The organism is Bradyrhizobium xenonodulans (assembly GCF_027594865.1).
Taxonomy (GTDB): Bacteria; Pseudomonadota; Alphaproteobacteria; order Rhizobiales; family Xanthobacteraceae; genus Bradyrhizobium; species Bradyrhizobium xenonodulans.
The window spans coordinates 474,720-497,849 of the sequence record NZ_CP089391.1; the positions used below are offsets into that span (position 1 = coordinate 474,720).

The window sequence follows — 23,130 nt, forward strand, 5'->3', positions numbered from 1 at the left end:
CATGGTCAGGACGCCGTCACAATAGCCCGTCGGTCAGGTATTCGGGATAGTGGCTCCGGATCTTGTCCAGCTCGCTCAGTGTGCCCGACAGGTGTTTGCGCAGATGCTGTTGCGCAGCGTCGGCGTCGCCGGCCTCGATCGCACGCGTGATCAGCTTGTGATGGCGGACGATGTTCTGGGCCTTGCCGGGGGAGGGCAAATGCAGCCGGCGCAGCCGGTCGATATGTCCGCTGCGGCTGCGGACCAGCGTCCACAAATCCTGCTTGCCGGCCGCGGCATAGAGCTGCCCGTGAAAATCATTGTCGCCGGCCATGAAGGCTTCGAAGTCGCCGGCCTTGGCAAATTGCTGTTGCAGCGCAATGGCATGGTCGAGGCGGATCACCAGCGCGGCGTCGTGGCTGCCTGCCAGGAGGCGCACGATCTCCAGCTCTAGCGCCTGGCGCAGGAAATGCGCTTGCTCGGCGCGGCTGATGTCGATCCGGCTGACCACGGTTGCGTGCTGCGGAAACACGTCGACCAGGCCCTCTTCCTCGAGCCGCATCAAGGCGTCGCGCACCGGTGTCGAGCTGATGCCGAACTGGCCGGCGAGCTCGGCGCGCGACAGCGGCGCGCCGGGCGGCAGCTCCAGGGCAATGATCGCATTGCGCAGCCGCTCGAACACCTGCGGCGCGGCCTGGCGGGCGCGATCGAGCCTTGAACCGGTCTTCGCGGGCGCGCGTGGCGCGGTATGGGCTGCTTCCATGTCGGGTCCCGCGGGCTTGCCTTTGATGCACTAATATATTAGTGCATCAGCAGGGTCAACGCGGCTGAACGCTGGCCGGAGGAAACACACAACAATGATCAAGCATCTTCGTAGCAAGCTTGCGGCTGCCGCCCTGATCGCCGCCGCCGCCCTGTCGGGATCTGCGGCCCATGCGCAGCAGAAATCCGAGATCGCGCTGTCGCGCCAGCCCGGCATTTTCTACATGCCGAGCCACATCATGGAAAAACAGAAACTGATCGAGAAGCATGCAGCTAGCCTCGGAGTTGCTGGCGTCACCACCAAGTGGATCACCTTCTCCGGCGGCGGCGCGCAGACCGATGCGCTGCTCGCGGGCGGCGTCGACATCCTCAACACCGGCACCGGCAATCTTCTGTTGCTGTGGGACCGCACCCGCGGCGGCGTGAAGGGCATCGTTGCGACCTCGGCGCAACCGATGACGCTGATCTCCAGAGACGCCAACATCAAGTCGATCAAGGATTTCGCCCCCGGCGACAAGATCGCGGTGCCGACGGTGAAGGTCTCGACCCAGGCGATCGTGCTCCAGATCGCGGCGTCTGAGGCTTTCGGCGCCGATCAATGGTCGAAGCTCGACGCCAACACGGTGCAACTCGGCCATCCCGACGCCTATGCGGCGCTGTCCAATTCCAAGCACGAGGTGCATACGCACTTCTCGATCCCGCCTTTCACGTTCCTCGAGCTGAAGAACGTGCCGGGTGCGCATGTCGTGCTGTCCTCGCCTGACGTGATGGGCGGCCCGCTCAGCCAGGCGCAATTCTTCACCACGACCAAATTCGCGGACGCCAATCCAAAGATCATCCAGGCCGTGCGTGACGCCACCAAGGAGGCGCAGGACCTGATCCGCAGCGACACCAAACAGGCGGTCGAGATCTACAAGGAGATCACCGGGGACAAGACCTCCGTGGAGGAGCTGCTCGATCTGCTGAAAGAGCCCGGCATGATGGAGTGGAATCTGGAGCCGCAGGGCACGATGAAGTTCGCCGCGCATCTGTTCAAGACCGGCACGCTGAAGAACCAGCCCAAGGCCTGGACGGACTACTATCTCCCCGTCGCCCACGATTTGAAGGGCAATTGATGGCTCTGCTCGACGTCAACGGGGTGACGCTGCGCTACAAGACCTCCAGCGCCGTCGTCACCGCCACCGAAAGGGTCTCGTTCACCGTCGACAAATCCGACCGCTTCGTGCTGCTCGGGCCGTCCGGCTGCGGCAAGTCGACCCTGCTCAAGGCCGTCGGCGGCTACATGAGCCCCAGCGAAGGCCGCATGACCATCAACGATCGTGAGATCCACGGTCCCGGCGCCGACCGCATGATGATCTTCCAGGAGTTCGACCAACTCCTGCCCTGGAAGAGCGTGCTTGCCAACGTCATGTTTCCGCTCCTCACCGCGCGAAAACTGTCGCGCAAGGACGCCGAGGCGAAGGCGCGGGCCTATATCGAGAAGGTCGGCCTCACCCGCGTGGTCGATGCCTATCCGCACACGCTCTCCGGCGGCATGAAGCAGCGCGTCGCGATTGCGCGCGGCATGGCGATGGAGCCGGACATCCTGCTGATGGACGAGCCGTTCGCCGCGCTGGACGCGCTGACGCGCAGGACCTGCCAGGACGAGCTGCTCCAGCTCTGGAGCGAGACCAAGTTCACGGTGCTATTCGTGACCCATTCGATTGCGGAAGCGATCCGCATCGGCAACCGCATCCTGCTGCTGTCACCGCATCCCGGCCGCGTCAAGGCCGAGGTGATCGATGTCGATAAGGTCTCCAGTGGAGACGGCAGTGCTGGCCGATTGGAGAAGGAGATCCATGATCTCCTGTTCGCAGCCGAAGCCACGGCGCATTGAGGGAGCCTGCCATGGGCGAAGCGAAAATATTGCTGCGTGATGCGCCGGTCGCCGCCGCCGACGAGGTCGAGCGCAAGCTGAGCGTGCTTGAGTTGTTGTGGAACGACGGTTTTGTCCGCAAGACCGTCATCATCCTGTTCCTGGCCGCGATCTGGGAGGCCTACGGCGTCGCCCTCGACAATCCCCTGTTGTTTCCGACGCTGCACGATACCGCCGTGACATTGTTCGACCGCGTCAAGGACGGCACCATTCCGATGCGAGCCTGGACCTCGCTGAAGGTTCTGTTCATGGGCTATTCGGCCGGCATCGCACTGGCCGCGATCTTCACCGTGCTCGCGATCTCGACGCGCATCGGCACCGACTTCCTCGAGACCGTGACGGCGATGTTCAACCCGCTGCCGGCCATCGCGCTGCTGCCGCTCGCTCTGATCTGGTTCGGCCTCGGCAATGGCAGCCTCGTCTTCGTGCTGATCCATTCGGTGCTGTGGCCGGTCGCGCTCAACACCCATTCCGGCTTCAAGAGCGTGTCCAACACGCTGCGCATGGTCGGCCGCAATTACGGCCTGCGCGGGTTGCCCTATGTGGCGAAAATCCTGATCCCCGCCGCGTTCGGCTCGATCCTCACGGGTCTCAAGATCGGCTGGGCGTTCGCCTGGCGCACCTTGATCGCGGCCGAGCTGGTGTTCGGCGTGTCCTCGGGGCAGGGCGGGCTCGGCTGGTTCATCTTCGAGAACCGCAATCTGCTCGACATACCCGCAGTGTTCGCGGGCCTCTTGACGGTGATCATCATCGGGCTCTTTGTCGAGAACCTGATCTTCCGCGCCATCGAGCGGAACACCGTGCAGAAATGGGGCACCCAATCATGACCAAGAAGAAAATCACGCCCGACCAGCTCCGCAGCGCGCGCTGGTTCGCGCCCGACGATCTCCGCTCGTTCGGCCACCGCTCCCGCACCATGCAGATGGGCTACGCGCCGGAGGAGTGGAAGGACCGTCCTGTTATCGCGATCCTCAACACCTGGTCGGATGCGCAGCCCTGCCACATGCACTTCAAGTCGCGCGTCGACGACGTCAAGCGCGGCATCCTGATGGCCGGCGGCCTGCCGATCGAGCTGCCGGCGCTGTCGCTGTCGGAATCGCTGCTCAAGCCCACCACCATGCTCTATCGCAACCTGCTCGCCATGGATGCCGAGGAGCTGCTGCGCAGCCATCCCGTCGACGGCGTCGTGCTGATGGGCGGCTGCGACAAGACCACGCCGGCGCTCTTGCTGGGCGCGACCTCGATGAACATCCCGGCGATCTATCTGCCGGCGGGCCCGATGCTGCGCGGCAATTGGAAGGGCAAGACGCTCGGCTCCGGCTCGGACGGCTGGAAATATTGGGACGAGCGGCGCGCCGGAAAAATCTCCGACAAGGACTGGCTCGATATCGAAGCCGGCATCGCCCGCAGCTACGGCACCTGCATGACCATGGGCACGGCCTCGACCATGACCGCGATTGCGGAGGCGATCGGCATGACGCTGCCCGGCGCCTCTTCGATTCCGGCGGCGGATGCCAACCACATCCGCATGGCCTCCGAATGCGGCCGCCGCATCGTCGAGATGGTGTGGGAGGATCTGACTCCGAAGACGATCCAGACCCGAAAAGCCTTCGAGAACGCGATCGCGGTCGCGATGGCGATGGGCTGCTCGACCAACGCCATCATCCATCTGATCGCGCAGGCTCGCCGCGCCGGCCTCGATATAGGCCTCGACGATTTCGAAATCGCCAGCCGCAAAGTGCCCGTGATTGCCAATGTCCGCCCGAGCGGCGATGCCTATCTGATGGAGGACTTCTTCTATGCCGGCGGCCTGCCGGCGCTGATGGGCCAGATCAAGCAGCATCTGCATCTCGATTGCATCACGGTCACCGGAAAGACTCTCGGTGAGAACATCGACGGCGCCGAGGTGCACAATGCCGACGTGATCCGCTCGGTCGACAATCCCATCTACAAGGAAGGCGCGCTCGCCGTGCTCAAGGGCAATCTTGCACCCGACGGCTGTGTCATCAAGCCGAGCGCCTGCGCGCCGCGCTTCCTCAAGCACACCGGCCCCGCGCTGGTGTTCGACGACTATCCCTCGATGAAGAAGGCGGTCGACGATTCCAATCTCGACGTCACCGAGGACCATATCCTCATTCTGCGCAATGCCGGGCCGCAAGGAGGGCCGGGCATGCCGGAATGGGGCATGTTGCCGATCCCGACAAAACTCGTGAAACAGGGCGTGCGCGACATGGTGCGCATCTCGGACGCGCGCATGAGCGGCACCAGCTACGGCGCCTGCATCCTGCACGTCTCGCCGGAGTCGTATATCGGCGGCCCGCTGGCGCTGGTGCGGAACGGCGATCGCATCACCCTCGACGTCGCCGCCCGCACCATCAATCTCGACGTCCCCGAGGCCGAGCTGGAAAAACGCCGCGCCGCATGGAAGCAGCCCGAGCGCCGCTTCGAGCGCGGCTATGGCTGGATGTTCACCAAGCACATCAAGCAGGCCAACGACGGCTGCGACTTCGATTTCCTCGAGACCGATTTCGGCGCGCCGATCGGCGAGCCGTCGATTTACTAGAGAGTACACCATGACCAAACTCAGCGAAGCCACCCGCAACAAGCTCAAATCCGTCTCCACCGCCACGGTGGCGACCGCGCTGTTCAAGCGCGGCCTGCGCATCCAGATGATCCAGGATGTCCACCCGCTCGGCGCCGATCAGCCGACCATGGTCGGCGAGGCCTTCACGCTGCGCTACATGCCGGCGCGCGAGGACCTCAACACCATCGACGTGTTCAAGGACCGCTCGCATCCGCAGCGCAAGGCGGTTGAGGATTGCCCGCCGGGTGCCGTGCTGGTGATGGACAGCCGCAAGGACGCGCGCGCGGCGTCGGCCGGCGCGATCCTGGTGACGCGCCTGATGAAGCGCGGCGTCGCCGGCGTCGTCACCGACGGCGGCTTTCGCGATTCCGCCGAGATCGCCAAGCTCGGCATCCCCGCCTATCACCATCGTCCGAGTGCGCCGACCAACCTGACGCTGCACCAGGCGATCGAGATCAACGTTCCCATTGGCTGCGGCGATGCGCCGGTGTTTCCCGGCGACGTCATCCTCGGCGATGCCGACGGCGTGATCGTGATCCCCGCGCATCTCGCCGACGAGATCGCGAACGAGACCTTCGAGATGACCGCGTTCGAGGATTTCGTCACCGAGGAAGTCGGCAAGGGCCGCGGCATCTTCGGCCTTTATCCCGCGACCGATCCGCAGACGCTCACCGACTTCGCGGCCTGGCGCAAGGCGAACGGCCGCTGAGGCCCCGCGCGCCAATACCACGTCACGACAACGAGCTGGCGCATCAAGCGCCGGCCTTTTATCAAGCAGGGAGGACTTCAATGAACTTCACGCGACGCAATCTCATGGCCGGCGCTGGCGCGATGGCTGCTTCCACGCTTCTCGCCCGCGCCGCCGGCGCCCAGTCGTTCCCGTTCACGCCGAACCAGCGCTACCCCGATCCCGCCGTCCAGATTCTCGATCCCGGCTTCGCAAAATACCGGCTCTATTCCTCGACGGTCGAGCAGGTCGCGTCAGGCTTTCGCTGGGCCGAGGGTCCGGCGTATTTCCCCGAGGGCGGCTATCTCTTGTTCTCGGACATTCCCAACAACCGGATCATGAAGTTCGACGAGAAGACCGGGCAGACCAGTGTGTTCCGCGCCAACGCCAACTACGCCAACGGCAATGCGCGCGACCGCCAGGGCCGCCTCGTCACCTGCGAGCACTCGGTGACCCGCCGCATCACCCGCACCGAGAAGGACGGCAAGATCACCGTGCTCGCCGACAAGTTCGAGGGCAAGCGGCTGAACGCGCCGAACGACATCGTGGTGAAGTCGGACGACAGCATCTGGTTCACCGATCCGCTGTTCGGCATCAACGGCGAGTGGGAGGGCAAGAAGGAGAAGGCCGAGCAGGCCACCACCAATGTCTATCGCATCGCCAAGGACGGCAAGATCAGCGCCGTCCTCACCGATCTGGTCAACCCGAACGGCCTTGCCTTCTCGCCGGACGAGAAGAAGCTCTATATCGTCGAGTGGAAGGGCACGCCCAACCGCAGCATCTGGAGCTACAATGTCGGCGACGACGGCAGCCTCAGCGGCAAGACCAAGCTGATCGACGCGGTCGATCAAGGCTCGCTCGACGGCTTCCGCGTCGACCGCGACGGCAATCTCTGGTGCGGCTGGGGCTCCAACGGTGCGCTGCAGGCTGAACCCACCGATGTCGGCGGCCGCAAGGTGTTTCAGCTCAAGGCGAGGCCGGAGGATCTCGACGGCGTCATGGTGTTCAACGCGGACGGCAAGCCGCTCGCCTTCATCAAGCTGCCCGAGCGCTGCGCCAATCTCTGCTTCGGCGGCCCCAAGAACAACCGGCTCTATATGGCGAGCAGCCATTCGATCTATGCGCTCTATGTCGAGGCGCACGGTGCGGTGTGAGTCGGCGGGCCAAGCTGCCGTAGGGTGGGCAAAGCGAAGCGTGCCCACGTTCTCGTAGAAATCTGAAAAGACGTGGGCACGGCGCTTCGCGCCTTTGCCCACCCTACGAGAGTGCCTTGTGGGGCAGGTAACTCGCCCCACAATCTTCCCTGTCGTCCCTGCGAACGCAGGGACCCATAACCCCAGGGAGCAGTTTGACGAAGGCTCGCAGTTAAGAAGTCTTCGCCGGTATTGCTGCCGCATTCCATTGATAGATCACGCGGTATGGGTCCCTGCGTTCGCAGGGACGACAGTGGTGGATGTCGCTACACCCTGGCCTCCGCCATCCCCGCCGCCCACAGCGCGAACGCATAGACGATCGCGACCTCATCGAGCCGGTCGAATCGCCCCGAGGCGCCGCCATGGCCGGCGCCCATGTTGGTGCGGAGCAGGACCGGGCCGCCGCCGCTCATGGTCGCGCGCAGCCGCGCGATCCATTTGGCGGGCTCCCAATAGGTGACGCGCGGATCGGTCAACCCGCCCATTGCGAGGATCGCCGGATAGTCCTTTGCCGCGACATTGTCGTAGGGCGAGTAGGACAGGATGGTGCGAAAATCCTTTTCGCTCTCGATCGGATTGCCCCATTCGGGCCATTCCGGCGGCGTCAGCGGCAGCGTGTCGTCGAGCATGGTGTTGAGCACGTCGACGAATGGCACTTCGGCGACGATGCCGGCGAACAATTCGCCGGCGCGGTTCGCCACCGCGCCCATCAGCATGCCGCCGGCCGAGCCGCCATGGCCGACGATGCGTTTGGCGCTGGTGTACTTCGCATCGATCAGCGCGCGGGCGCTTACCGCAAAATCGTCGAATGAGTTGGTCTTCTTCTCGCGCTTGCCGTCGAGATACCAGCCCCAGCCCTTGTCGGCGCCGCCGCGGATATGGGCGATGGCGTAAACAAAACCGCGATCGACCAGCGACAGGCGGTTGGCGTTGAACGAGGCCGGCATCGCCATGCCGTAGGAGCCGTAGCCGTAGAGCAGCAGCGGCGCCGAGCCGTCGAGCTTGAGCCCGCGGCGATACAGGATCGACACCGGCACCTCGGCACCATCCTGCGCCTTCGCCATGATCCGCGTGGTGACGTAGTCGGCGGCATCGTGGCCGGACGGGATCTCCTGCCGTTTGCGCAAGGTGCGCGTCCGCGTGACCATGTCGTAATCATAGACTTCCGATGGCGTCGTCATCGACGAATAGGCGAAGCGCAAATTCGTCGTCTCGAACTCGTAGGAGCCCATCGTATCGAGCGAATAGGCCGCCTCGTCGAAGGCGATGGCGTGCTCGTCCCTGGTGGTGAGATCGCGGATCACGATCGACGGCAGCGCATTGGCGCGCTCCAGCCGCACAAGATGGCCGGCATAGAGATCGAGGTCGATGATGTAGATGCCCGGACGATACGGGATCAGGTCGCGCCAGTTCTTGCGCTCGGGCTGGCTCAGCGGCGCGGTGACGATCTTGAAGTCGATGGCGTCGTCGGCATTGGTGAGGATGAACAGCTCGTCGCCGCGATCGGCGAGCGAATATTGCACGCCGTCCTCGCGCGCGGCGACGAGGCGCGGCGGTGCCTCGGGGTTGGCAAGGTCGATCAGCCGCTGCTCGCTTGTCTCGTGGTCGCCGCCTGCGATCACGCAGAAGCGGCCGCTGGTGCTCTCGTGCAGATGGGTGAACCAGCCGGAATCCTGCTCTTCATAAACGAGCGTGTCGTCGGCTTGCTGCGTGCCGAGCCTGTGCCGCCACACCTGCATCGGGCGATGGTTGTCGTCGAGCTTCACATAGAAGAAGGACTTTGCATCTGCGGCCCAGACCACGCCGCCATCGGTCTCCTCGACGAGATCGTCGAGATCCTTGCCCGTGGCCCATTCGCGCACGCGAATGGAAAAATACTCCGAGCCCTTGGTGTCGGCGCTCCAGGCATGCAGCTTGTGATCGTTCGAGTGCCGGCTGCCGCCGAACTTGAAATATGTGTGGTCTTTTGCGAGCGCGTCGCCGTCGAGCACGATATGGCCCTCGCCGCCGTCGCGCGGCATGCGGCCGAACAGCTCGTGCTGCCCGCCCTCGCGAAACCTGCGGAAATAGGCGAACGGTCCGTCCGGCGACGGCACGCTGGAATCGTCCTCCTTGATCCGTCCGCGCATCTCGCGCACCAGCGTCTTCTGCAACGACGAGGTGTGGCCGAGCAGGCTCTCGGTATAGACGTTCTCCTCATCCAGATATTTGCGGATATCAGGGTCGAGCACCGCGGGATCGCGCAGCACCTCCTGCCATTTCTCGTCCTTCAGCCAGGCATAGTCGTCGGTCACGGTGATGCCGTGCCGTGTGAAGGAATGCGGCCGGCGCAGGGCGACGGGGGGCTGGGAAGGTGTTTTGGCTTGTGTCACTCGATCCTCATCATCTCTCATTCGCGCGGTGCCTCTTCCTTACCTCGCCCCGCTTGCGGGGAGAGGTCGGAATTTGCGAGAGCAAATTCCGGGTGAGGGGGTACAGGTCTCTCGACGATTTCACTCGCCGAGAGAGGCCCCTCACCCCAACCCTCTCAGCGCGAGCGAAGCTCGTCGCGGCCCCGTAAGAACGGGGAGAGGGAGAGGACACACCACCTTATATCGTCCCAGTTCCGCGAATTGCCAGCGCGCTGCGCCAAGTCGCCGGGTTGTTGATCGCTCCCTTGTATGCTTTAGGGACCATATCCCCGCCGCCGGTCCAGCCTGATGCTGTTCAATTCCTACCCGTTCATCCTGCTGTTCCTCCCCGTTGTGCTGGCGGGCTATTTCTGGCTGGGGCGGCGCAGCAATCTGGCGCCGGTGATCTGGCTGGCGCTGGCCTCAATCGCCTTCTACGCCATCGGCAGCTGGCAGTTCGTCGCCCTGCTGCTGCTCTCGATCGCGTTCAATTACGGCGTCGGCCATCTCCTGATCGTGGCGAAGCTCACGCCGGTGCAACGGAAGGCGGCGCTCGCGCTTGGCGTCGCCGGCGATCTCCTCGTACTCGGTATCTTCAAATATGCCGGCTTCGTCACCGAGAACATCAACGCGCTGGCCGGCACGCATGTCGCGGTCCACATCCTGCTGCCGGTCGGCATCTCCTTCTACACCTTCACCCAGATCGCGTTCCTGGTGGACGCGCATCGCGGCCAGGTCGCGGCCTATGCGCTGCCGCATTACGCGCTGTTCGTGACTTATTTCCCGCATCTGATCGCGGGTCCGATCCTCCACCACAAGGACATGATCCCGCAATTCGAGCGGAAGGAGTCCAAGCATCCGGACGGGCATCTCATTCTCTGCGGCGTCATCATCTTCGCGATCGGCCTGTTCAAGAAGACGTGCCTTGCCGACGGCATCCAGCCGCTGGTCGCGCTGGCCTTCGAGGCGCGCTCGCCGAGTTTCGATCAGGCCTGGCTGGGTGCGCTCGCCTACACGTTCCAGCTCTATTTCGATTTCTCCGGCTATTCCGACATGGCGATCGGGATCTCGCTGATGTTCGGCATCTTCCTGCCGGTCAATTTCAACTCGCCCTACAAGGCGACCAGCATCGTCGATTTCTGGCGCCGCTGGCACATGACGTTGTCGCAATTCCTGCGCGACTATCTCTACATCCCGCTCGGGGGCAACAGGCGCGGCCGCGTGCTGCGCTACGTCAATCTGCTGATCACGATGCTGCTCGGCGGCCTCTGGCACGGCGCGGCCTGGACTTTTGTCATTTGGGGCGCGCTGCATGGCGCCTATCTCTGTGTCAACCATGCCTTCAACGCCCTGGTGCCGAACATTCCGACGATCCTTGCGCGACCAGCCCGCATTGCCGGGGCCGTGCTGACTTTCCTCGCCGTCGTCGTCGCCTGGGTGTTCTTCCGCGCCGAGAGCGTCACCTGGGCGCTGCGGGTTCTCCATGCCATGGCCGATCCCTCGAATATCGTCTTCGGCCGCGAGGAGATTGCGGCGCTGGTGCTCGTCTTCCTTTATGCCGCACTGGTGTGGCTGGCGCCGAACACGCAGGCGATCATGGGCTACGATCACGGCAATCGCCGGGTCGGCGAAGCCTTGTGGGCAGGGCGCATGCGGCCGCTGGTGCTCTATGGGGCGTCACTGGTGCTCGCGTTCGGCATTCTGGGCATCCAGAGCCACAGCGAATTCATCTATTTCCGGTTCTGATGCGAGGCACGTTCACACATCTCAGGCGCCTTCTGCTCGCGAGCCTCGCATGCGTGCTGGGTGCAGCGATGCTCGTCTATGTCGTCGATCCCCTGCAACTGTTTCGCCCCTCGGGTCTCGCCTTTTATTCCGACGACACGCGCGTGCAGAATGCCGGGTTGATCCGCAGCCAGTCGTTCGACACCGCCTTCATGGGCACCTCGCTCGCGATCCATTTCCGCCAGAGCGACATCGACCGCGCGCTTGGCGTGCATTCGCTCAAGCTGGCGATGACCGGTTCCAATTCTCGCCAGCAGGGCTTTGTGCTGGAGCGGGCGATCGATCGCGGCGCGCGGCGCGTGATCTGGGCGATGGACGACTTCATCTTTGTCGATGCCGCCGACATCGAGACCGACCCTTATCTGTCCGTCGACCTCTATCGCAGGACCGCCAAGGGCATCGCGTCCTATCTGTTCAGCGCCGCGATGGCAAAGGAGTCGCTGTTCGCCCTGCTGCGGTCGGTCCCGCCGCTACAGCCGCCGCTCACGCGCGCGACACCCTATCTGCCCGTCAAGTTCGCGCTCGCTGACGTCGACGACATCTACGCGCTGCCGCGGGATTTCGACGTCGCGCGGGACTACAATGCGAAGAAGACGCTTGCCGCCTTCGCCTATATCACCAGCCCCGTGCGCAGCCGTTTCCTCGGCGAAGGCTACGGTTATGATGCCATGGTCAGGCATTTCGAGCGTGACGCCGTCGGCCTGATCATGCGCCATCCGGACGTGACCTTCGACATCTACTTCCCGCCCTATTCGATCCTGCAATTCGTCGCGATGCGCGATGCCTCACCTGCAACGCTGAAGATCGTCACGGATCTCACGGCGCTCATTGCGCAGCGGCTGACGCAGCTTCCCAACGTCCGGCTGCACGATTTCCGTGCGATCAAGGCGGTGACGCATGATCTCAGCAATTACGGCGACGTCATTCATCATTCGCCGGTGATTGATGCGAAGGTGTTGTCGTGGCTGGCGAGTGGGGAATATCGGGTTGATCCGAAGGCGCCGCTTGCGTCGCTGGACGCGCTGAAGGCTCAGGTCGAGGCGTATCGCGTCGAGCGCTGATCTTCCCCTCTCCCTTGTGGGGTGAAGGGGGCTCCTTCCGCTAGCTCGGTACCGTAGGGTGGGCAAAGGCGCGCTTAGCGCCGTGCCCACCATCGATCCAATAGTGCAACAGAAGCCGTGGGCACGCTTCGCTTTGCCCACCCTACGATACTGTCTTCGTAGGGACAGCAGCGGCCTTACACCGCCACCTCTTCGCCAAGATAAGAAACCGCCGCTTCCAGCCCGCCCTTGCCGTGCGGGATCTTCAGCGCGTTCAGGGCGATCTCGACCACCCCGAGCGTGCCGAGCAGCATCGGAGCGTTGACGTGGCCCATATGGGCGATGCGGAAGGCCTGGCCCGAGAGATCGCCGATGCCGGTGCCGAGCACCACGCCGCATTTATCCTTGCAATAGCGTTGCAGCACGGCCGGGTCATGGCCGTTGCTCATGGTCACCGTGGTCACGGTGTTGGAGCGCTCGCTGGCCTCCGCGACGTTGAAGCCGAGCACCTGGCCTTCCGTCCATGCGGCGACGGCGCGGCGCGCGGCTTCGCCGAGCAGGCTGTGGCGGCGGAAGGCGTTCTCCAGTCCTTCCTCGTGCAGCATGTCGATCGCCTTGCGCAAAGCGAACAACAGATGCACCGGCGCGGTGCCGGCATATTTGCGATAGTTCTCGGTGCCCTCGCGCTCGCTCCAGCTCCAATAGGGCGTGTTCATATTCGCCTTCTTGTGCACCTCGAGCGCGCGCGCGTTGGCGGCGACGAAGCCGAGGCCGGGCGGCGTCATCAGGCCCTTCTGCGAGCCGGACATCGCGACGTCGATGCCCCATTTGTCCATCTCGAACGGCATGCAGCCGAGCGAGGCGACGGTGTCGACCATGTACAGCGCGGGATGGCCGGCTGCCTTGATCGCCTTGCCGATCGCCTCGATGTCGTTCTGCACGCCTGACGCCGTATCGACCTGGACGACGACGACGGCCTTGATGGTGTGCTCCTTGTCGCGGCGCAGGCGCTCCTCGACCTCGCTCGGGCGCACCGCGCGGCGCCAGTCGCCCTTGAGCACCTCGACCTCGGCGCCCATCAGCGCGGCCGCGTTGCCCCAGCCGATCGCAAACCGTCCGCTCTCCAGCACCAGCACCTTGTCGCCGCGCGACAGCACGTTGCTGAGTGCGGCCTCCCAGGCACCGTGGCCGTTGGCGATGTAGATGTAGGACTTGCCCTTGGTCGCGAACAATTTCGAGATGTCGCCGAGCAGGCTTTCGGTCAGGTCGAGCATCTCCTTGGAGTAGATGTCGATCGCCGGACGATGCATCGCCCGCAGCACCTCGTCGGGCATCGTGGTGGGCCCGGGGATGGCCAGAAATTCCCGGCCCGCGCGAACGGTCATTGCTGTTGGTCCTTATTGCCAGAGAACAGATCGGTGGGTTGCTGATTCACAGTCTTACGCGGGGCGAGGGCCTTGGAAAAGCGCCCAAAATGCAGGTCTGGTTATCGCTTGGTCTCCCGGCAGCCGGCGGCCTCCGCTTCTTCCACCGAGCAGAACCAGCGGGTGCCCTTGCTGATCTTCATCTTGATCTGGGTGTACCAGCGGCTGGTCGGCTGGTGATAGATGCACTCGCCGGCGCTGTTGACGTTGCCCTTGATGGTGCAGTCGGGCGACGGGGCGACCGGCCCCGAGGCCGAGGCGAGCAGCACCGCATGCGCCCCGTCGGGCGGCTTGGTGGCGCCCAATATCGTGGTCTTCTTGTTGCGCACGCGCCAGTCCCAGGGCGCGATGAAGGCGCCCTGCCACATCCCGGCCTTTGCCTCGCGCGCGGTGGCTTCATCGGGTTCATAGTCTTTGGAGATGCGGGTGTAGGCCAGCGCCCAGCCGCTGCGCACCAGCCATTTCTGGATGTCCTCGCCGCCGACCTCGCAACGCGCCACGGTACGGCCGCGCCGGTCGATCGACCTCGCGTGGCAGACCCAGGTCTTGCCGTCGGTGTATTTGGCGAGCTCGTCGCGGGCCGCGATGCCGCAGGTCCAGCGCTCCGTCTTGGTGTTGAGGCAGAGCTGGTCGACCGCGGGCGCGTCGATGCCGCCGAGCCGGATGCGCGTGTTCCCGATCACGACGGCGTCGCCGGCGCGGACCTTTGCCGTGCCGGTGATGTCGGCGGCCTCCGCCAGCGACGAGATGCCGGGCAAGGACAAGGCGAGCAGTGACAGCGCAATCAGGAATTTTCGCAACATGCCAATCCGCGTGTGAGGAAAATCTCGATAGACTCCGCAATTGTGGTCGGCTTTTGTCCACCCGGCCAGCGTGTGCCTGACAGGTCGGCTTTCAACTTCCCGTCATTGCGGTGGGCCTTGCTTACCCTCCCCTGGAGGGGGAGGGTCGATCGCGCGCAGCGCGAGCGGGGTGGGGTGATCTCTCCACTCGGGCACTGCGCGTTGCGGAGAGACTGTCACCCCACCCCGTCTCACATTTCGCTGCGCTCCATGTGAGCCGACCCTCCCCCTCCAGGGGAGGGTAAGCAAACTCACCCCGGCGCCATCGCCCGCTTGGCCACCGCCAGCCCCATCAGCACGAACGCCGACGTTACCTCTGGCCCGCCGACCAGGATCCGCGTCGGCGTCTTCATCTTGTTCCATTCATAGGCGCGGAACGGGCCGCGGCGGCCGCCTTCGCCGAGGCTCGCGACGATCACGTTCAGCGCCGGTGCGAAGGCGCGGGGGTCGGCACCGAGATGGCCGAGCGCGATCAGCGCCAGGGCCGCGTCGAACACGTTCATCTCCGCGGCCATCAGCTCGCCCTTGACGTAGGACAGCACGCGGTGGCGGATAAAGTCGAAATCGCCGTCGGGATCGATCGCCGCCTGCGCCGCCAGCGGCAGCGCCAGGAAGGCTGCATAGCAGCGGCCGAAATAGGCGCTGTAGAGTTCCGGCAGGTAATAGATGTGGGAGCGCGGATTGGCGAAGGCGCCGCTGGCCGCCAGCCGCTTCTGGAAGCCGATGATCCGATGCACGGTCGCGAGACGCGACGGCGTCTCCAGAACTTTCCAGCGTGCGAGATTGCGAAAACTCACCTCGAGAATGTCGAGATTGAGCGTCGGATCGAGATCGTTGCCGTAGGGACGCTCGCCCTTGAGGTTGTCGATCCAGGTCGCAACCCCGCCCTCGTAGTCGATATTGTCGTTGAGCGGCACGGTCACGCGCGGCTCGTTAACGCCCGCGCGCACCTGATAGCCCGCATAGAAGTCGAGCAGCGGCTGGTCGATGATCTCATCGGTGCAGCCGGCCTGTGTCGCTGCCGAGATCGAGCAGGCCGTGGTGTCGCAATCCGGCACATAGACGCCGAAGCCGAGATCCTGCTTGATCTGCGCGAAGTAGCGCGAGAAGCGCGGATGCGGCGCGGGCGCCAGCGCGGTGATGACGTTGAAGCGTGCGCCGCCCAAGCCCTCGACTTCCTCGCGGCTGATGTTGACGCAGAAATCGACCATGTCGGCGATGGCACGCTCCGCCGCAACCTTGTCGGCGGGCGAGGCGAGCCCGGTCTCGACATAGCCGAGCAGCGCCTCGATGAAGAACGCATCGTAATAGGCCGAGCGGTGACGGATCTGCACCGGCTCCCACATCGGCTCGGCGACCCCTCGCCAGGGCGGATTGATCACGGCGGCTGCGTGAGAGCGCGCGATGAAGACGCGGGCGAGGTTGAACAGCAGCGAGGAGTTCTTGTAGCCGCGCGCATTCAGTCCCGTGAGCGCCATTGTCAGCTCGCGGCCGCGGAAATCGGGATCGCCGATCAGGTTGAAGGCGGCATAGGTCGGCAGAAAGCCGTTCTTGCGGTAGGCGCCGAGCAGGTGCTGCGCGCAGTCGCGGATCACGCCGTCGATCTGGGCTTGCGAAGGCGCGGAGCCGATGAACATCGCCGGCGGCGGCTTGGGGTGGTCGAGGGCGATGCTGTCGACGAGATCGGCGACGGGCTGGCCGACCGCCGCCCAGTCGGGCTCGGCCTCGTCGCGGGCGCGCACCAGGGCCTCGCGCAGCCGGCTCAGCTTCGCCTCGTCGCGCAGCTCGGGCACGCCCGCGCGTCGCAGCAGCAGCCGCAATGCGGGATTGCCGAGCGCGGTCTTGTAGAATTTGGCCAGATGCGGATCGCCGCTGACCGTAGCAGCCAGCACGGGATCGCAGACATCGTAAAGCGAGGGGCCGTCTTTCCGCGCCGTCAGCGCCCGGCAGGCGGCGCCGGCAAAATATTGAAAGCTCATGAAATACCTGGTCGCGGGGCATTGGCCAGGGGCCGGCCGGCACGCTCCCATCTGCGCGCCACCCCCTGCAAGTCTTTGAAAAAGCTACCCGGATTCGCAGGAAATACAAATGTGATGGTGGTCACGGAAAAAGTCGGCATGAGGACTGCATGATTGAGCCCCGGAAGAGTACTGGAAAGCGGTGAAATGCCTGTTTTTCGTCCGGAGGATTGATAAGCATCTTCAATGGTTTAGCTCTAATTTCGAGCAATCTATTGCCCGAGGGCCTATATCCGGTTAAGGGTTTGTTTGGTGCGGCGCCGCAAATTGCGCGCAATTCGGGGTCACATCCCCGGCCAATCCCTCAAACCTGAAGCCGCTATCGCGCTACTCAAACAGTGTGCGCGCGCTTGGCAGGTCTTTGGCACTGACAGGAATGAAGCGAGATGAATGTAAGGCAGCTCGATATTTCCCGCCGCACGATCGCGGTCGCCGCGGCCCTCATCGGCACGGTGTCGCTCGTGATCGGGGCGCATGCTGCCCTCAACATGCGTGCGCTCGATGCCGCCAAGGCCGTCTCGACCGACCTGGTCACCGGCGCGATCGGCCAGACCGCGCGCCTCGCGCTGGTCATCGGCAATGGACATTACCCCGACGCCAGCGCGCCGCTGACGCAGTCGATCAACGACGCCCGCGCGCTGTCCTCGGCCCTGCGCAAGAACGGTTTTGACGTCGACATGGTGGAAGACGCGACCAAAGACGACATGGTCCGCGCCGTCAACCGCCTGAAGTCCCGGATCAAGCGCGACACCGTCGTCATGCTGTTCTTCGGCGGCTACGGCGTGCAGGCCGGCCGCGAAAGCTACATGCTGCCGGTCGATGCCGTGATCTGGAAGGAAAATGACGTCCGTCGCCAGGGCGTGTCCATCGACGGCGTGCTCGACATGATGAAGGAGCAGGGCGCGAAGGCCAAGCTCGTCGTCGTCGATGCCTCCCGCCGTAACCCTTACGAGCGCCGCTTCCGCTCCTACAGCCACGGTCTGGCGCCGATCAGCGCGTCCGACAATGCGCTGATCCTCACCTCGGCCTCGCCCGGCAAGGTCGTCGACGACGGCAAGGGCGAGCACAGCGTGCTGGTCGGCGAGTTCCTCAACAACCTCACTGCGCAGGGCAGCGCCGAAGGCGTCTTCAACAAGACCCGCCTCGCCATCTCCCGCGCCAGCGAAGGCGATCAGGTCCCGACCGTCTCCTCCTCGCTGCTCGAAGACGTCCACTTCGACGCAGCCGGCGGCTAGTTCTTCTTAGAGCTCGCGAGCCCTCGTAGGGTGGGCAAAGGCGCAACGCGCCGTGCCCACCATATTCCAAAAATTCGATAGAAGAACGTGGGCACGCTTCGCTTTGCCCACCCTACGATACTGCGCACGTAGCGCGCATCTGCTCCCACATCGTCATTACTTCGCCGCTTCTGTCGCCATCGCCGGGCGCACCGGATCGCCTTCGCGCAAGAGCGCGCCGGCGCGGGCGACGACGATATCGCCTTCGTTGAGGCCGTCGCGCACCTCGATATTGCCGCCCGACATCAAGCCGATCTCGACGCGCTTGGTCTCGACGCGGTTGCGGCGGATCACCTGCACCACGGTGCCGGCGGAGGAATATTGCACGGCGGTGAGCGGCACCGCGACGTTGCAGCTCTGCCCGGTCTTGATCAGCGCGCGCCCGCTGGCGTTGAGCAACAACCGCTTCTGCGAGGAGATGCCGATATAGACCATGCCCTGCTGGATGTTCGGCTCGACGGTCGGTCCGATGCGGCGGATCTTGCCGTCGAGATCGCCGGCGCCGGCGATGCGCACAGTCGCCTGCTGGGCCACCGCGAGCTTCCTGATATCGGTGGTCGCGACCAGACCGACGAGATCGTATTCGCTGCGCGCCACGATCGTGAACAGCGCTTCGCCCTTGGCCGAGGCGGGATTGCCGATCTGCGCGGTCGAGGTCGCGATCACGCCTGCCACGGGCGCCGTGACCTGAAGCGTACCGCCTTCGGGCAGCGCCAGCCGCGCCAGCACCTGGCCGGCCGTGGTGGTGTCGCCGGCTTCCGCCAGCACGTCCGTGACCTTCAGGCCGGGACGCTCCGGCCGCACCGAGGTTTCCTCACGCGCGATGATTGTGCCGGTGGCCTCGACGATGTCGGAGAAGCAGGATTTTGCGACCTTTAGCACCGTGACCGCCGGCCCCTTGGGTGCGTCGTCATCGGCGGCGAGGGCGAGCGGGGCGGACAGGATCAGCAGCCCGGTGAGCGCAACGAGATGTCTGGAAAAGGAACGCGCAGGCAATGGACGCATCGGTCATTCCGGTTGGGGCCTTGACGACCTCATCGATAGCAGAAGCGCGCGCGGTGGACCATGGGCCGGCCGGATGAGAATGCCGCAGCGCAGGCGGCGCGATGCCGCCTGTTGAATTAGTGTTCGGGACCGGGGGAAGGTTCGCTGCTCTTCACCCTCCCCTGGACGGGGGAGGGTCGATCGCGCGCAGCGCGAGCGGGGTGGGGTGATCTCTCCACGCGGGCACCGCCTCGATGGAGAGACTATCACCCCACCCCGCTAGACATTTCGCTTCGCTCAACGCCTAGCGACCCTCCCCCTCCAGGGCAGGGGAATCGCATGTGGCTCTAAGGCATTGCGATTTGGAGAGAAATCGATTCTGAAGGTGGCTCCCGGAGTTGGAGAGGGCGACCGATGGATCGATTTTCGGAGTGCTTCGAAGACCTGCCCGACCCGCGTGCGGACAATGCGCTGCACGACCTGACGGAGCTTTTGTTCATCGCGCTGATGGCGACGTTGTGCGGAGCGACGAGTTGCACCGACATGGCGCTGTTTGCGCGGCTGAAGGCTTATCTTTGGCAGGACGTGCTGGTGCTCAAGCATGGCTTGCCGAGCCATGACACGTTCAGCCGAGTGTTCCGCATGCTCGATCCAAAAGCATTCGAGGCGGCATTCCGCCGCTTTATGGAAGCCTTCGCTCAAGGCGCGCAGATTGCACGGCCGCAAGGCGTGATCGCGTTGGACGGCAAGGCGCTGCGGCGTGGCTACGAGAGCGGCAAAAGCCACATGCCGCCGGTGATGGTGACGGCGTGGGCAGCGCAGACGCGCATGGCGCTGGCCAACGTTCTGGCGCCGAACAACAACGAAGCCGCCGGCGCTTTGCAACTGCTCGAACTCTTGCAACTCAAAGGCTGCGTCGTGACGGCCGATGCACTGCATTGTCACCGAGGGATGGCCAAGCAGATCGTGACGCAGGGCGGCGACTACGTGCTGGCGGTGAAGGAGAACCAGCCCGCCCTGCTGGCTGACGCCAAGGCCGCGATTGCCGCAGCGGCGCGCAAGGGGAAGAAGCCGGTTGCTACCGCCGATGCAGACCATGGGCGTAAGGAAAGACGCAGCGCGCTTGTCGTGCCCGTCAAAGACATGGCCGAGAAACATAACTTTCCCGCCCTCAAAGCTGTCGCCCGGATCACCAGCAAGCGCGGCAAGGACAAAGCTGTCGAGCGCTACTTCCTGATGAGCCAAAACTACAGTCGCACACAGGTTTTGCGCATCGTTCGCACCCATTGGACCATCGAAAACGGCCTGCACTGGCCGCTCGACGTCATCCTCGACGAGGATCTGGCCCGCAACCGCAAGGACAACGGTCCTGCCAACCTTGCCGTCCTCAGGCGACTTGCCCTCAACGTCGCCAGAGCTCACCCCGACAGCACCATCTCCTTGCGTCTCAAGCTCAAGCGGGCCGGCTGGAACGATGCCTTCTTCTTCGAACTCCTCGGCCACATGCGATAGCCCTGCCCTCCAGGGGAGGGTAAGCACGAGACCTCACTTCAGGCTCAAAAACTCCACCCAGTTCGGCTTCTTGCCGGTGGGATAGGATTTCAGCTTGGCGAGCGCACCGCTGCTCTGGTCGATGGCATAGACCGTCATGCTGTCCGAGAGCTCGCCGACCGCGGCGAGGTAGCGCCCCGCGGGATCGATGTGGAAGCCGCGGGGCTGCTTCTCGGTCGGCACGCTGCCGATCGTGGTCAGCTTGCCGCTTGTCGCATCGACCTTGTAGGCGGTGAGCGTGTTGGTGGTGCGCTCGGAGGCGTAGAGGAAGCGGCCGTCCGGGGTGATGTGGATGTCGGCGGCCCAGGGTTTGCCAGTAAAGCCCTCGGGCAGCGCGGTGGTGCGCTGGATCTCGGTCCAGGCGCCGCTCTTGGCTTCATAGCTGAACGCCGCGACGTCGCCGTTGAGCTCATGAATGAGATAGACGAACTTGCCGCCCGGGTGAAACACGAAGTGCCGCGGTCCTGATTTCTCCGGCACCTTGATCGCCGGCGGATCGTTCGGCGTCAGCGTGCCGGCCGCGGCATCGAAGGCGAAGGCCAGCACCTGGTCGGAGCCGAGATTGGTCGCGAACACGAAGCGATTGTCGGGCGCCGGCAGGAAGGCGTGGGCGTTGAGCCCGGTCGGGATCACCTGCTTCGGCTCGCCGGCAACGCCGTTCGCGGCAAGCGGATTGAGCGCGACCTTGTTGCCGCCATAGGAGGCGCTGAACAGGAATTTGCCGTCGCGATCGACCGCGATGTTGGCCATGCTGTCGGCGAGCGGCCCGTTGCCGATGGGACTGAGCTGGCCCGTCTTGGGATCGATCGCGAAGCTCACCGCGAGGAACGGCTGCGAGCGCACGCCCGCGATCAGCACGCGGTGGTCGGGCGTGATGGCAAGCGGCGTCGAGGATCCCGGCTTTTCGACGCCGGTGAAGGCGGCGGTCTGCACCGGGGTCATCTCGCCGCTCTCGGCCATCTTGAACACGCTGATGTCGTTGCTGTCGGCGTTGCCGACATAGGCAAAGGTCTCGGCCATGCCGGGGCGGGCTCCAGAAACGAGAGTGAGGAAGGCGAGGGTGGTGGCGATCGCAGCGCGCGGGGCGATGCGGCGTGTCGGTCTCAACATGGGGTCCTCCTTACAGCCGGTGCGGCCTTGTCATTTTGCCGTGGAAGATAGCGGGAGCCGCGCCACCGTACCAAATTCCAGTTGGGGATCGATCGATGCTGAAATTGTATCGGTCGCGCCGGATCGCTACCGCGCCGCGGCCGTCTGGCTGCGCGAAGGCAGATGGAGACCGGACGCAGTGTCAGGCGCCCCGAGCAGGCCCCAGACGGCCACCGCAAGCAGCGCGCAGGTCAAAATGGTCCAGGCGACCAGTCGTTTCCGCATCAAATCCGTCCGCCAATTGGAATGCGCCAAGTAGAATGCGCCAAGTGGGAATGCACCAAGGCGCGTAGATGATCGTGCACTGCAAATGGCGGCGATCCTATGAACTCGCTCACAGGCGAAAACAGCTCGCGCAATTGCGAACCAATGCCGCGCCAGCGCATTGACCCGGCATGCCCCGTGAAAACGACCTCGAAGGCAAGCCCGACATGGGCGGCAAGCATGGCGGCCAGAAAGGCCAGCCCAAGCCGCCGCCGCGTCCGCCCGAGGGCGAGCGCGACGAGGATGTCGTGGCAAAGCGCCACACCGGCCAAACCGATCGCGGCTCACCGCCGACCAAGCAAAAATAGCGCTACGCTTCGCCCGCACACGCCCTGCCGCAATCGCGCCGGGAACGGCAGCGTTGCCTTGCAGTTAGCTTGGTCCTGCGGGCGGAGGAGATCGAACTGGAGGCTGGCAGATGTTTTGGATCTATTGGAACACCGCCTGGTCGCTGATCATCAGCGGCATCTGGGTCGCTACCATCGTCAGCCATCCCGATTCCGAAATCGCCGAAGTGCGCGCCGCAAGACGGCTGATGTGAATTTGCGCGATCGCAATCAACCGATCGCGAAGTCGGCCGCGGTCTCGGCGTGAATGGCCGTCGTGTCGAAGGTCTCGACCGTCGTGTCGTCCTGGCCGACCAGCATCGTGATCTCGGTGCAGCCGAGGATGATGCACTCGGCGCCGCGGGCAACCAGCGCCGCCATCGCGTCCTGATAGCGGCGGCGCGAGGGTGCGGAAATGATTCCAAGGCACAGCTCGTCGTAGATGATGCGGTTCACGTCGGCCTGCGTGTCGGCGGGAGGAAGCAGAACATCGAGATCGTGCGCGCGCAACCGGTCGACGTAAAACTCTTCCTCCATCGTGAACTTGGTGCCGAGCAGTCCGACCCGCCGGTACCCTTTGGCGCGGATTCGCTTCGCCGTCGCATCGCCGATGTGAATGAAGGGAATGGTCACGCGCGAGGTGATGTCGGGGGCCAGCTTGTGCATCGTGTTGGTGCACAGCACGATCGCGCGCGCGCCGGCGCCTTCAAGCCGCCGTGCGACCTCCGCCAGGCTTGCCGCCGCCTCGTTCCAGCGGCCGGCATATTGCATCTCCTTGATCTCTTGGAAGTCGTAGGAATACATCAACAGCGGAGCCGAATGCAGCTTGCCCAGGCGATCGCGGATCCGCTCGTTGATGAGCTTGTAGTAGAGCGCGGTGCTCTCCCAGCTCATGCCTCCAATCAGGCCAATCGTCTGCATTC

Annotated in this window: 21 protein-coding genes; 12 read left to right on the forward strand and 9 right to left on the reverse strand. The window is 64.3% G+C overall.

Annotation, left to right across the window (positions count from 1 at the left end):
• Positions 1 to 16 precede the first annotated feature (16 nt).
• Entirely contained in the window at positions 17 to 742 is a 726-nt protein-coding gene (locus I3J27_RS02295; protein WP_270164766.1) for a GntR family transcriptional regulator, read from the reverse strand.
• A gap of 94 nt (positions 743 to 836) precedes the next feature.
• Here I3J27_RS02295 and I3J27_RS02300 point away from each other — a divergent pair, with 94 nt between their 5' ends.
• The 6 genes from I3J27_RS02300 to I3J27_RS02325 all read left to right on the forward strand — a co-directional run bounded on the left by I3J27_RS02300 (position 837) and on the right by I3J27_RS02325 (position 7,121).
• A complete protein-coding gene (locus tag I3J27_RS02300; RefSeq protein WP_270164768.1) occupies positions 837 to 1,856 on the forward strand; it encodes an ABC transporter substrate-binding protein in 1,020 nt (339 codons plus the stop codon).
• The gene (locus I3J27_RS02305) at positions 1,856 to 2,617 is read left to right on the forward strand and encodes an ABC transporter ATP-binding protein (protein ID WP_270164770.1); all 762 of its coding nucleotides are present in this window, start codon (positions 1,856 to 1,858) and stop codon (positions 2,615 to 2,617) included. Before I3J27_RS02300 ends, I3J27_RS02305 begins: the two co-directional genes overlap by 1 nt.
• Before the next feature lie 11 nt (positions 2,618 to 2,628).
• Complete coding sequence (locus I3J27_RS02310; RefSeq protein WP_270164772.1) at positions 2,629 to 3,483, forward strand: ABC transporter permease; 855 nt, start codon at positions 2,629 to 2,631, stop codon at positions 3,481 to 3,483.
• Positions 3,480 to 5,219: an L-arabinonate dehydratase gene (gene araD / locus I3J27_RS02315; protein ID WP_270164774.1), complete on the forward strand. Its 1,740-nt coding sequence runs from the start codon at positions 3,480 to 3,482 to the stop codon at positions 5,217 to 5,219. The genes I3J27_RS02310 and araD overlap by 4 nt, the downstream gene beginning before the upstream one ends.
• A gap of 10 nt (positions 5,220 to 5,229) precedes the next feature.
• A complete protein-coding gene (locus I3J27_RS02320; protein ID WP_270164775.1) occupies positions 5,230 to 5,949 on the forward strand; it encodes a ribonuclease activity regulator RraA in 720 nt (239 codons plus the stop codon).
• An 80-nt stretch (positions 5,950 to 6,029) separates the two neighbouring features.
• Positions 6,030 to 7,121: an SMP-30/gluconolactonase/LRE family protein gene (locus I3J27_RS02325; RefSeq protein WP_270164777.1), complete on the forward strand. Its 1,092-nt coding sequence runs from the start codon at positions 6,030 to 6,032 to the stop codon at positions 7,119 to 7,121.
• A gap of 305 nt (positions 7,122 to 7,426) precedes the next feature.
• On the opposite strand, the gene I3J27_RS02330 is transcribed toward I3J27_RS02325, so the two are convergent.
• A complete protein-coding gene (locus tag I3J27_RS02330; RefSeq protein ID WP_270164779.1) occupies positions 7,427 to 9,532 on the reverse strand; it encodes a S9 family peptidase in 2,106 nt (701 codons plus the stop codon).
• 327 nt (positions 9,533 to 9,859) lie between these two features.
• Here I3J27_RS02330 and I3J27_RS02335 point away from each other — a divergent pair, with 327 nt between their 5' ends.
• Entirely contained in the window at positions 9,860 to 11,296 is a 1,437-nt protein-coding gene (locus I3J27_RS02335; RefSeq protein WP_270164781.1) for an MBOAT family O-acyltransferase, read from the forward strand.
• Positions 11,296 to 12,396 carry a hypothetical protein gene (locus I3J27_RS02340; protein ID WP_270164783.1) on the forward strand — a complete coding sequence of 367 codons (1,101 nt, stop codon included), beginning with the start codon at positions 11,296 to 11,298 and terminating at the stop codon, positions 12,394 to 12,396. The genes I3J27_RS02335 and I3J27_RS02340 overlap by 1 nt, the downstream gene beginning before the upstream one ends.
• 176 nt (positions 12,397 to 12,572) lie before the next feature.
• Here I3J27_RS02340 and I3J27_RS02345 read toward each other — a convergent pair whose 3' ends face one another.
• The 3 genes from I3J27_RS02345 to I3J27_RS02355 all read right to left on the reverse strand — a co-directional run bounded on the left by I3J27_RS02345 (position 12,573) and on the right by I3J27_RS02355 (position 16,620).
• Entirely contained in the window at positions 12,573 to 13,760 is a 1,188-nt protein-coding gene (locus I3J27_RS02345; RefSeq protein WP_270164785.1) for a pyridoxal-phosphate-dependent aminotransferase family protein, read from the reverse strand.
• A gap of 101 nt (positions 13,761 to 13,861) precedes the next feature.
• Positions 13,862 to 14,602 (reverse strand): thermonuclease family protein, encoded by a 741-nt coding sequence (locus I3J27_RS02350; protein WP_270164787.1) that lies wholly within the window; start codon positions 14,600 to 14,602, stop codon positions 13,862 to 13,864.
• A gap of 290 nt (positions 14,603 to 14,892) precedes the next feature.
• Positions 14,893 to 16,620, reverse strand: a complete 1,728-nt coding sequence (locus I3J27_RS02355; protein ID WP_270164789.1) for a hypothetical protein — start codon at positions 16,618 to 16,620, stop codon at positions 14,893 to 14,895.
• 425 nt (positions 16,621 to 17,045) lie between these two features.
• Here I3J27_RS02355 and I3J27_RS02360 point away from each other — a divergent pair, with 425 nt between their 5' ends.
• The gene (locus tag I3J27_RS02360; RefSeq protein WP_270164791.1) at positions 17,046 to 17,894 is read left to right on the forward strand and encodes a caspase family protein; all 849 of its coding nucleotides are present in this window, start codon (positions 17,046 to 17,048) and stop codon (positions 17,892 to 17,894) included.
• A gap of 156 nt (positions 17,895 to 18,050) precedes the next feature.
• Here the strand turns inward: I3J27_RS02360 and I3J27_RS02365 are convergent, their stop codons facing one another.
• Positions 18,051 to 18,938 (reverse strand): efflux RND transporter periplasmic adaptor subunit, encoded by an 888-nt coding sequence (locus I3J27_RS02365; RefSeq protein WP_270164793.1) that lies wholly within the window; start codon positions 18,936 to 18,938, stop codon positions 18,051 to 18,053.
• Between the two features lie 393 nt (positions 18,939 to 19,331).
• Here I3J27_RS02365 and I3J27_RS02370 point away from each other — a divergent pair, with 393 nt between their 5' ends.
• On the forward strand, positions 19,332 to 20,429 hold the full coding sequence (locus I3J27_RS02370; RefSeq protein ID WP_270161936.1) for an ISAs1 family transposase: 1,098 nt from the start codon (positions 19,332 to 19,334) through the stop codon (positions 20,427 to 20,429).
• 33 nt (positions 20,430 to 20,462) lie between these two features.
• On the opposite strand, the gene I3J27_RS02375 is transcribed toward I3J27_RS02370, so the two are convergent.
• Together I3J27_RS02375 and I3J27_RS02380 are read right to left on the reverse strand one after the other, a co-directional pair.
• On the reverse strand, positions 20,463 to 21,578 hold the full coding sequence (locus I3J27_RS02375; protein ID WP_270164795.1) for a lactonase family protein: 1,116 nt from the start codon (positions 21,576 to 21,578) through the stop codon (positions 20,463 to 20,465).
• Between the two features lie 126 nt (positions 21,579 to 21,704).
• Positions 21,705 to 21,842: a hypothetical protein gene (locus tag I3J27_RS02380; RefSeq protein ID WP_270164797.1), complete on the reverse strand. Its 138-nt coding sequence runs from the start codon at positions 21,840 to 21,842 to the stop codon at positions 21,705 to 21,707.
• Between the two features lie 170 nt (positions 21,843 to 22,012).
• Here I3J27_RS02380 and I3J27_RS02385 point away from each other — a divergent pair, with 170 nt between their 5' ends.
• Positions 22,013 to 22,189, forward strand: coding sequence for a hypothetical protein (locus tag I3J27_RS02385; RefSeq protein ID WP_270164799.1), 177 nt, complete (start codon positions 22,013 to 22,015; stop codon positions 22,187 to 22,189).
• A 110-nt stretch (positions 22,190 to 22,299) separates the two neighbouring features.
• Positions 22,300 to 22,422: a hypothetical protein gene (locus I3J27_RS02390; RefSeq protein WP_270164801.1), complete on the forward strand. Its 123-nt coding sequence runs from the start codon at positions 22,300 to 22,302 to the stop codon at positions 22,420 to 22,422.
• Positions 22,423 to 22,438: 16 nt separating this feature from the next.
• Here the strand turns inward: I3J27_RS02390 and I3J27_RS02395 are convergent, their stop codons facing one another.
• Positions 22,439 to 23,128 (reverse strand): aspartate/glutamate racemase family protein, encoded by a 690-nt coding sequence (locus I3J27_RS02395; RefSeq protein WP_270164803.1) that lies wholly within the window; start codon positions 23,126 to 23,128, stop codon positions 22,439 to 22,441.
• Positions 23,129 to 23,130: the final 2 nt, after the last annotated feature.

Bases quoted from the DNA above. Each gene is read 5' to 3' on its own strand.
- I3J27_RS02295 (WP_270164766.1), bottom strand. From the start codon at position 742: ATGGAAGCAGCCCATACCGCGCCACGCGCGCCCGCGAAGACCGGTTCA.
- I3J27_RS02300 (WP_270164768.1), top strand. From the start codon at position 837: ATGATCAAGCATCTTCGTAGCAAGCTTGCGGCTGCCGCCCTGATCGCC.
- I3J27_RS02305 (WP_270164770.1), top strand. From the start codon at position 1,856: ATGGCTCTGCTCGACGTCAACGGGGTGACGCTGCGCTACAAGACCTCC.
- I3J27_RS02310 (WP_270164772.1), top strand. From the start codon at position 2,629: ATGGGCGAAGCGAAAATATTGCTGCGTGATGCGCCGGTCGCCGCCGCC.
- araD (WP_270164774.1), top strand. From the start codon at position 3,480: ATGACCAAGAAGAAAATCACGCCCGACCAGCTCCGCAGCGCGCGCTGG.
- I3J27_RS02320 (WP_270164775.1), top strand. From the start codon at position 5,230: ATGACCAAACTCAGCGAAGCCACCCGCAACAAGCTCAAATCCGTCTCC.
- I3J27_RS02325 (WP_270164777.1), top strand. From the start codon at position 6,030: ATGAACTTCACGCGACGCAATCTCATGGCCGGCGCTGGCGCGATGGCT.
- I3J27_RS02335 (WP_270164781.1), top strand. From the start codon at position 9,860: ATGCTGTTCAATTCCTACCCGTTCATCCTGCTGTTCCTCCCCGTTGTG.
- I3J27_RS02340 (WP_270164783.1), top strand. From the start codon at position 11,296: ATGCGAGGCACGTTCACACATCTCAGGCGCCTTCTGCTCGCGAGCCTC.
- I3J27_RS02345 (WP_270164785.1), bottom strand. From the start codon at position 13,760: ATGACCGTTCGCGCGGGCCGGGAATTTCTGGCCATCCCCGGGCCCACC.
- I3J27_RS02350 (WP_270164787.1), bottom strand. From the start codon at position 14,602: ATGTTGCGAAAATTCCTGATTGCGCTGTCACTGCTCGCCTTGTCCTTG.
- I3J27_RS02355 (WP_270164789.1), bottom strand. From the start codon at position 16,620: ATGAGCTTTCAATATTTTGCCGGCGCCGCCTGCCGGGCGCTGACGGCG.
- I3J27_RS02360 (WP_270164791.1), top strand. From the start codon at position 17,046: ATGAATGTAAGGCAGCTCGATATTTCCCGCCGCACGATCGCGGTCGCC.
- I3J27_RS02365 (WP_270164793.1), bottom strand. From the start codon at position 18,938: ATGCGTCCATTGCCTGCGCGTTCCTTTTCCAGACATCTCGTTGCGCTC.
- I3J27_RS02370 (WP_270161936.1), top strand. From the start codon at position 19,332: ATGGATCGATTTTCGGAGTGCTTCGAAGACCTGCCCGACCCGCGTGCG.
- I3J27_RS02375 (WP_270164795.1), bottom strand. From the start codon at position 21,578: ATGTTGAGACCGACACGCCGCATCGCCCCGCGCGCTGCGATCGCCACC.
- I3J27_RS02380 (WP_270164797.1), bottom strand. From the start codon at position 21,842: ATGCGGAAACGACTGGTCGCCTGGACCATTTTGACCTGCGCGCTGCTT.
- I3J27_RS02385 (WP_270164799.1), top strand. From the start codon at position 22,013: ATGCCCCGTGAAAACGACCTCGAAGGCAAGCCCGACATGGGCGGCAAG.
- I3J27_RS02390 (WP_270164801.1), top strand. From the start codon at position 22,300: ATGTTTTGGATCTATTGGAACACCGCCTGGTCGCTGATCATCAGCGGC.
- I3J27_RS02395 (WP_270164803.1), bottom strand. From the start codon at position 23,128: ATGCAGACGATTGGCCTGATTGGAGGCATGAGCTGGGAGAGCACCGCG.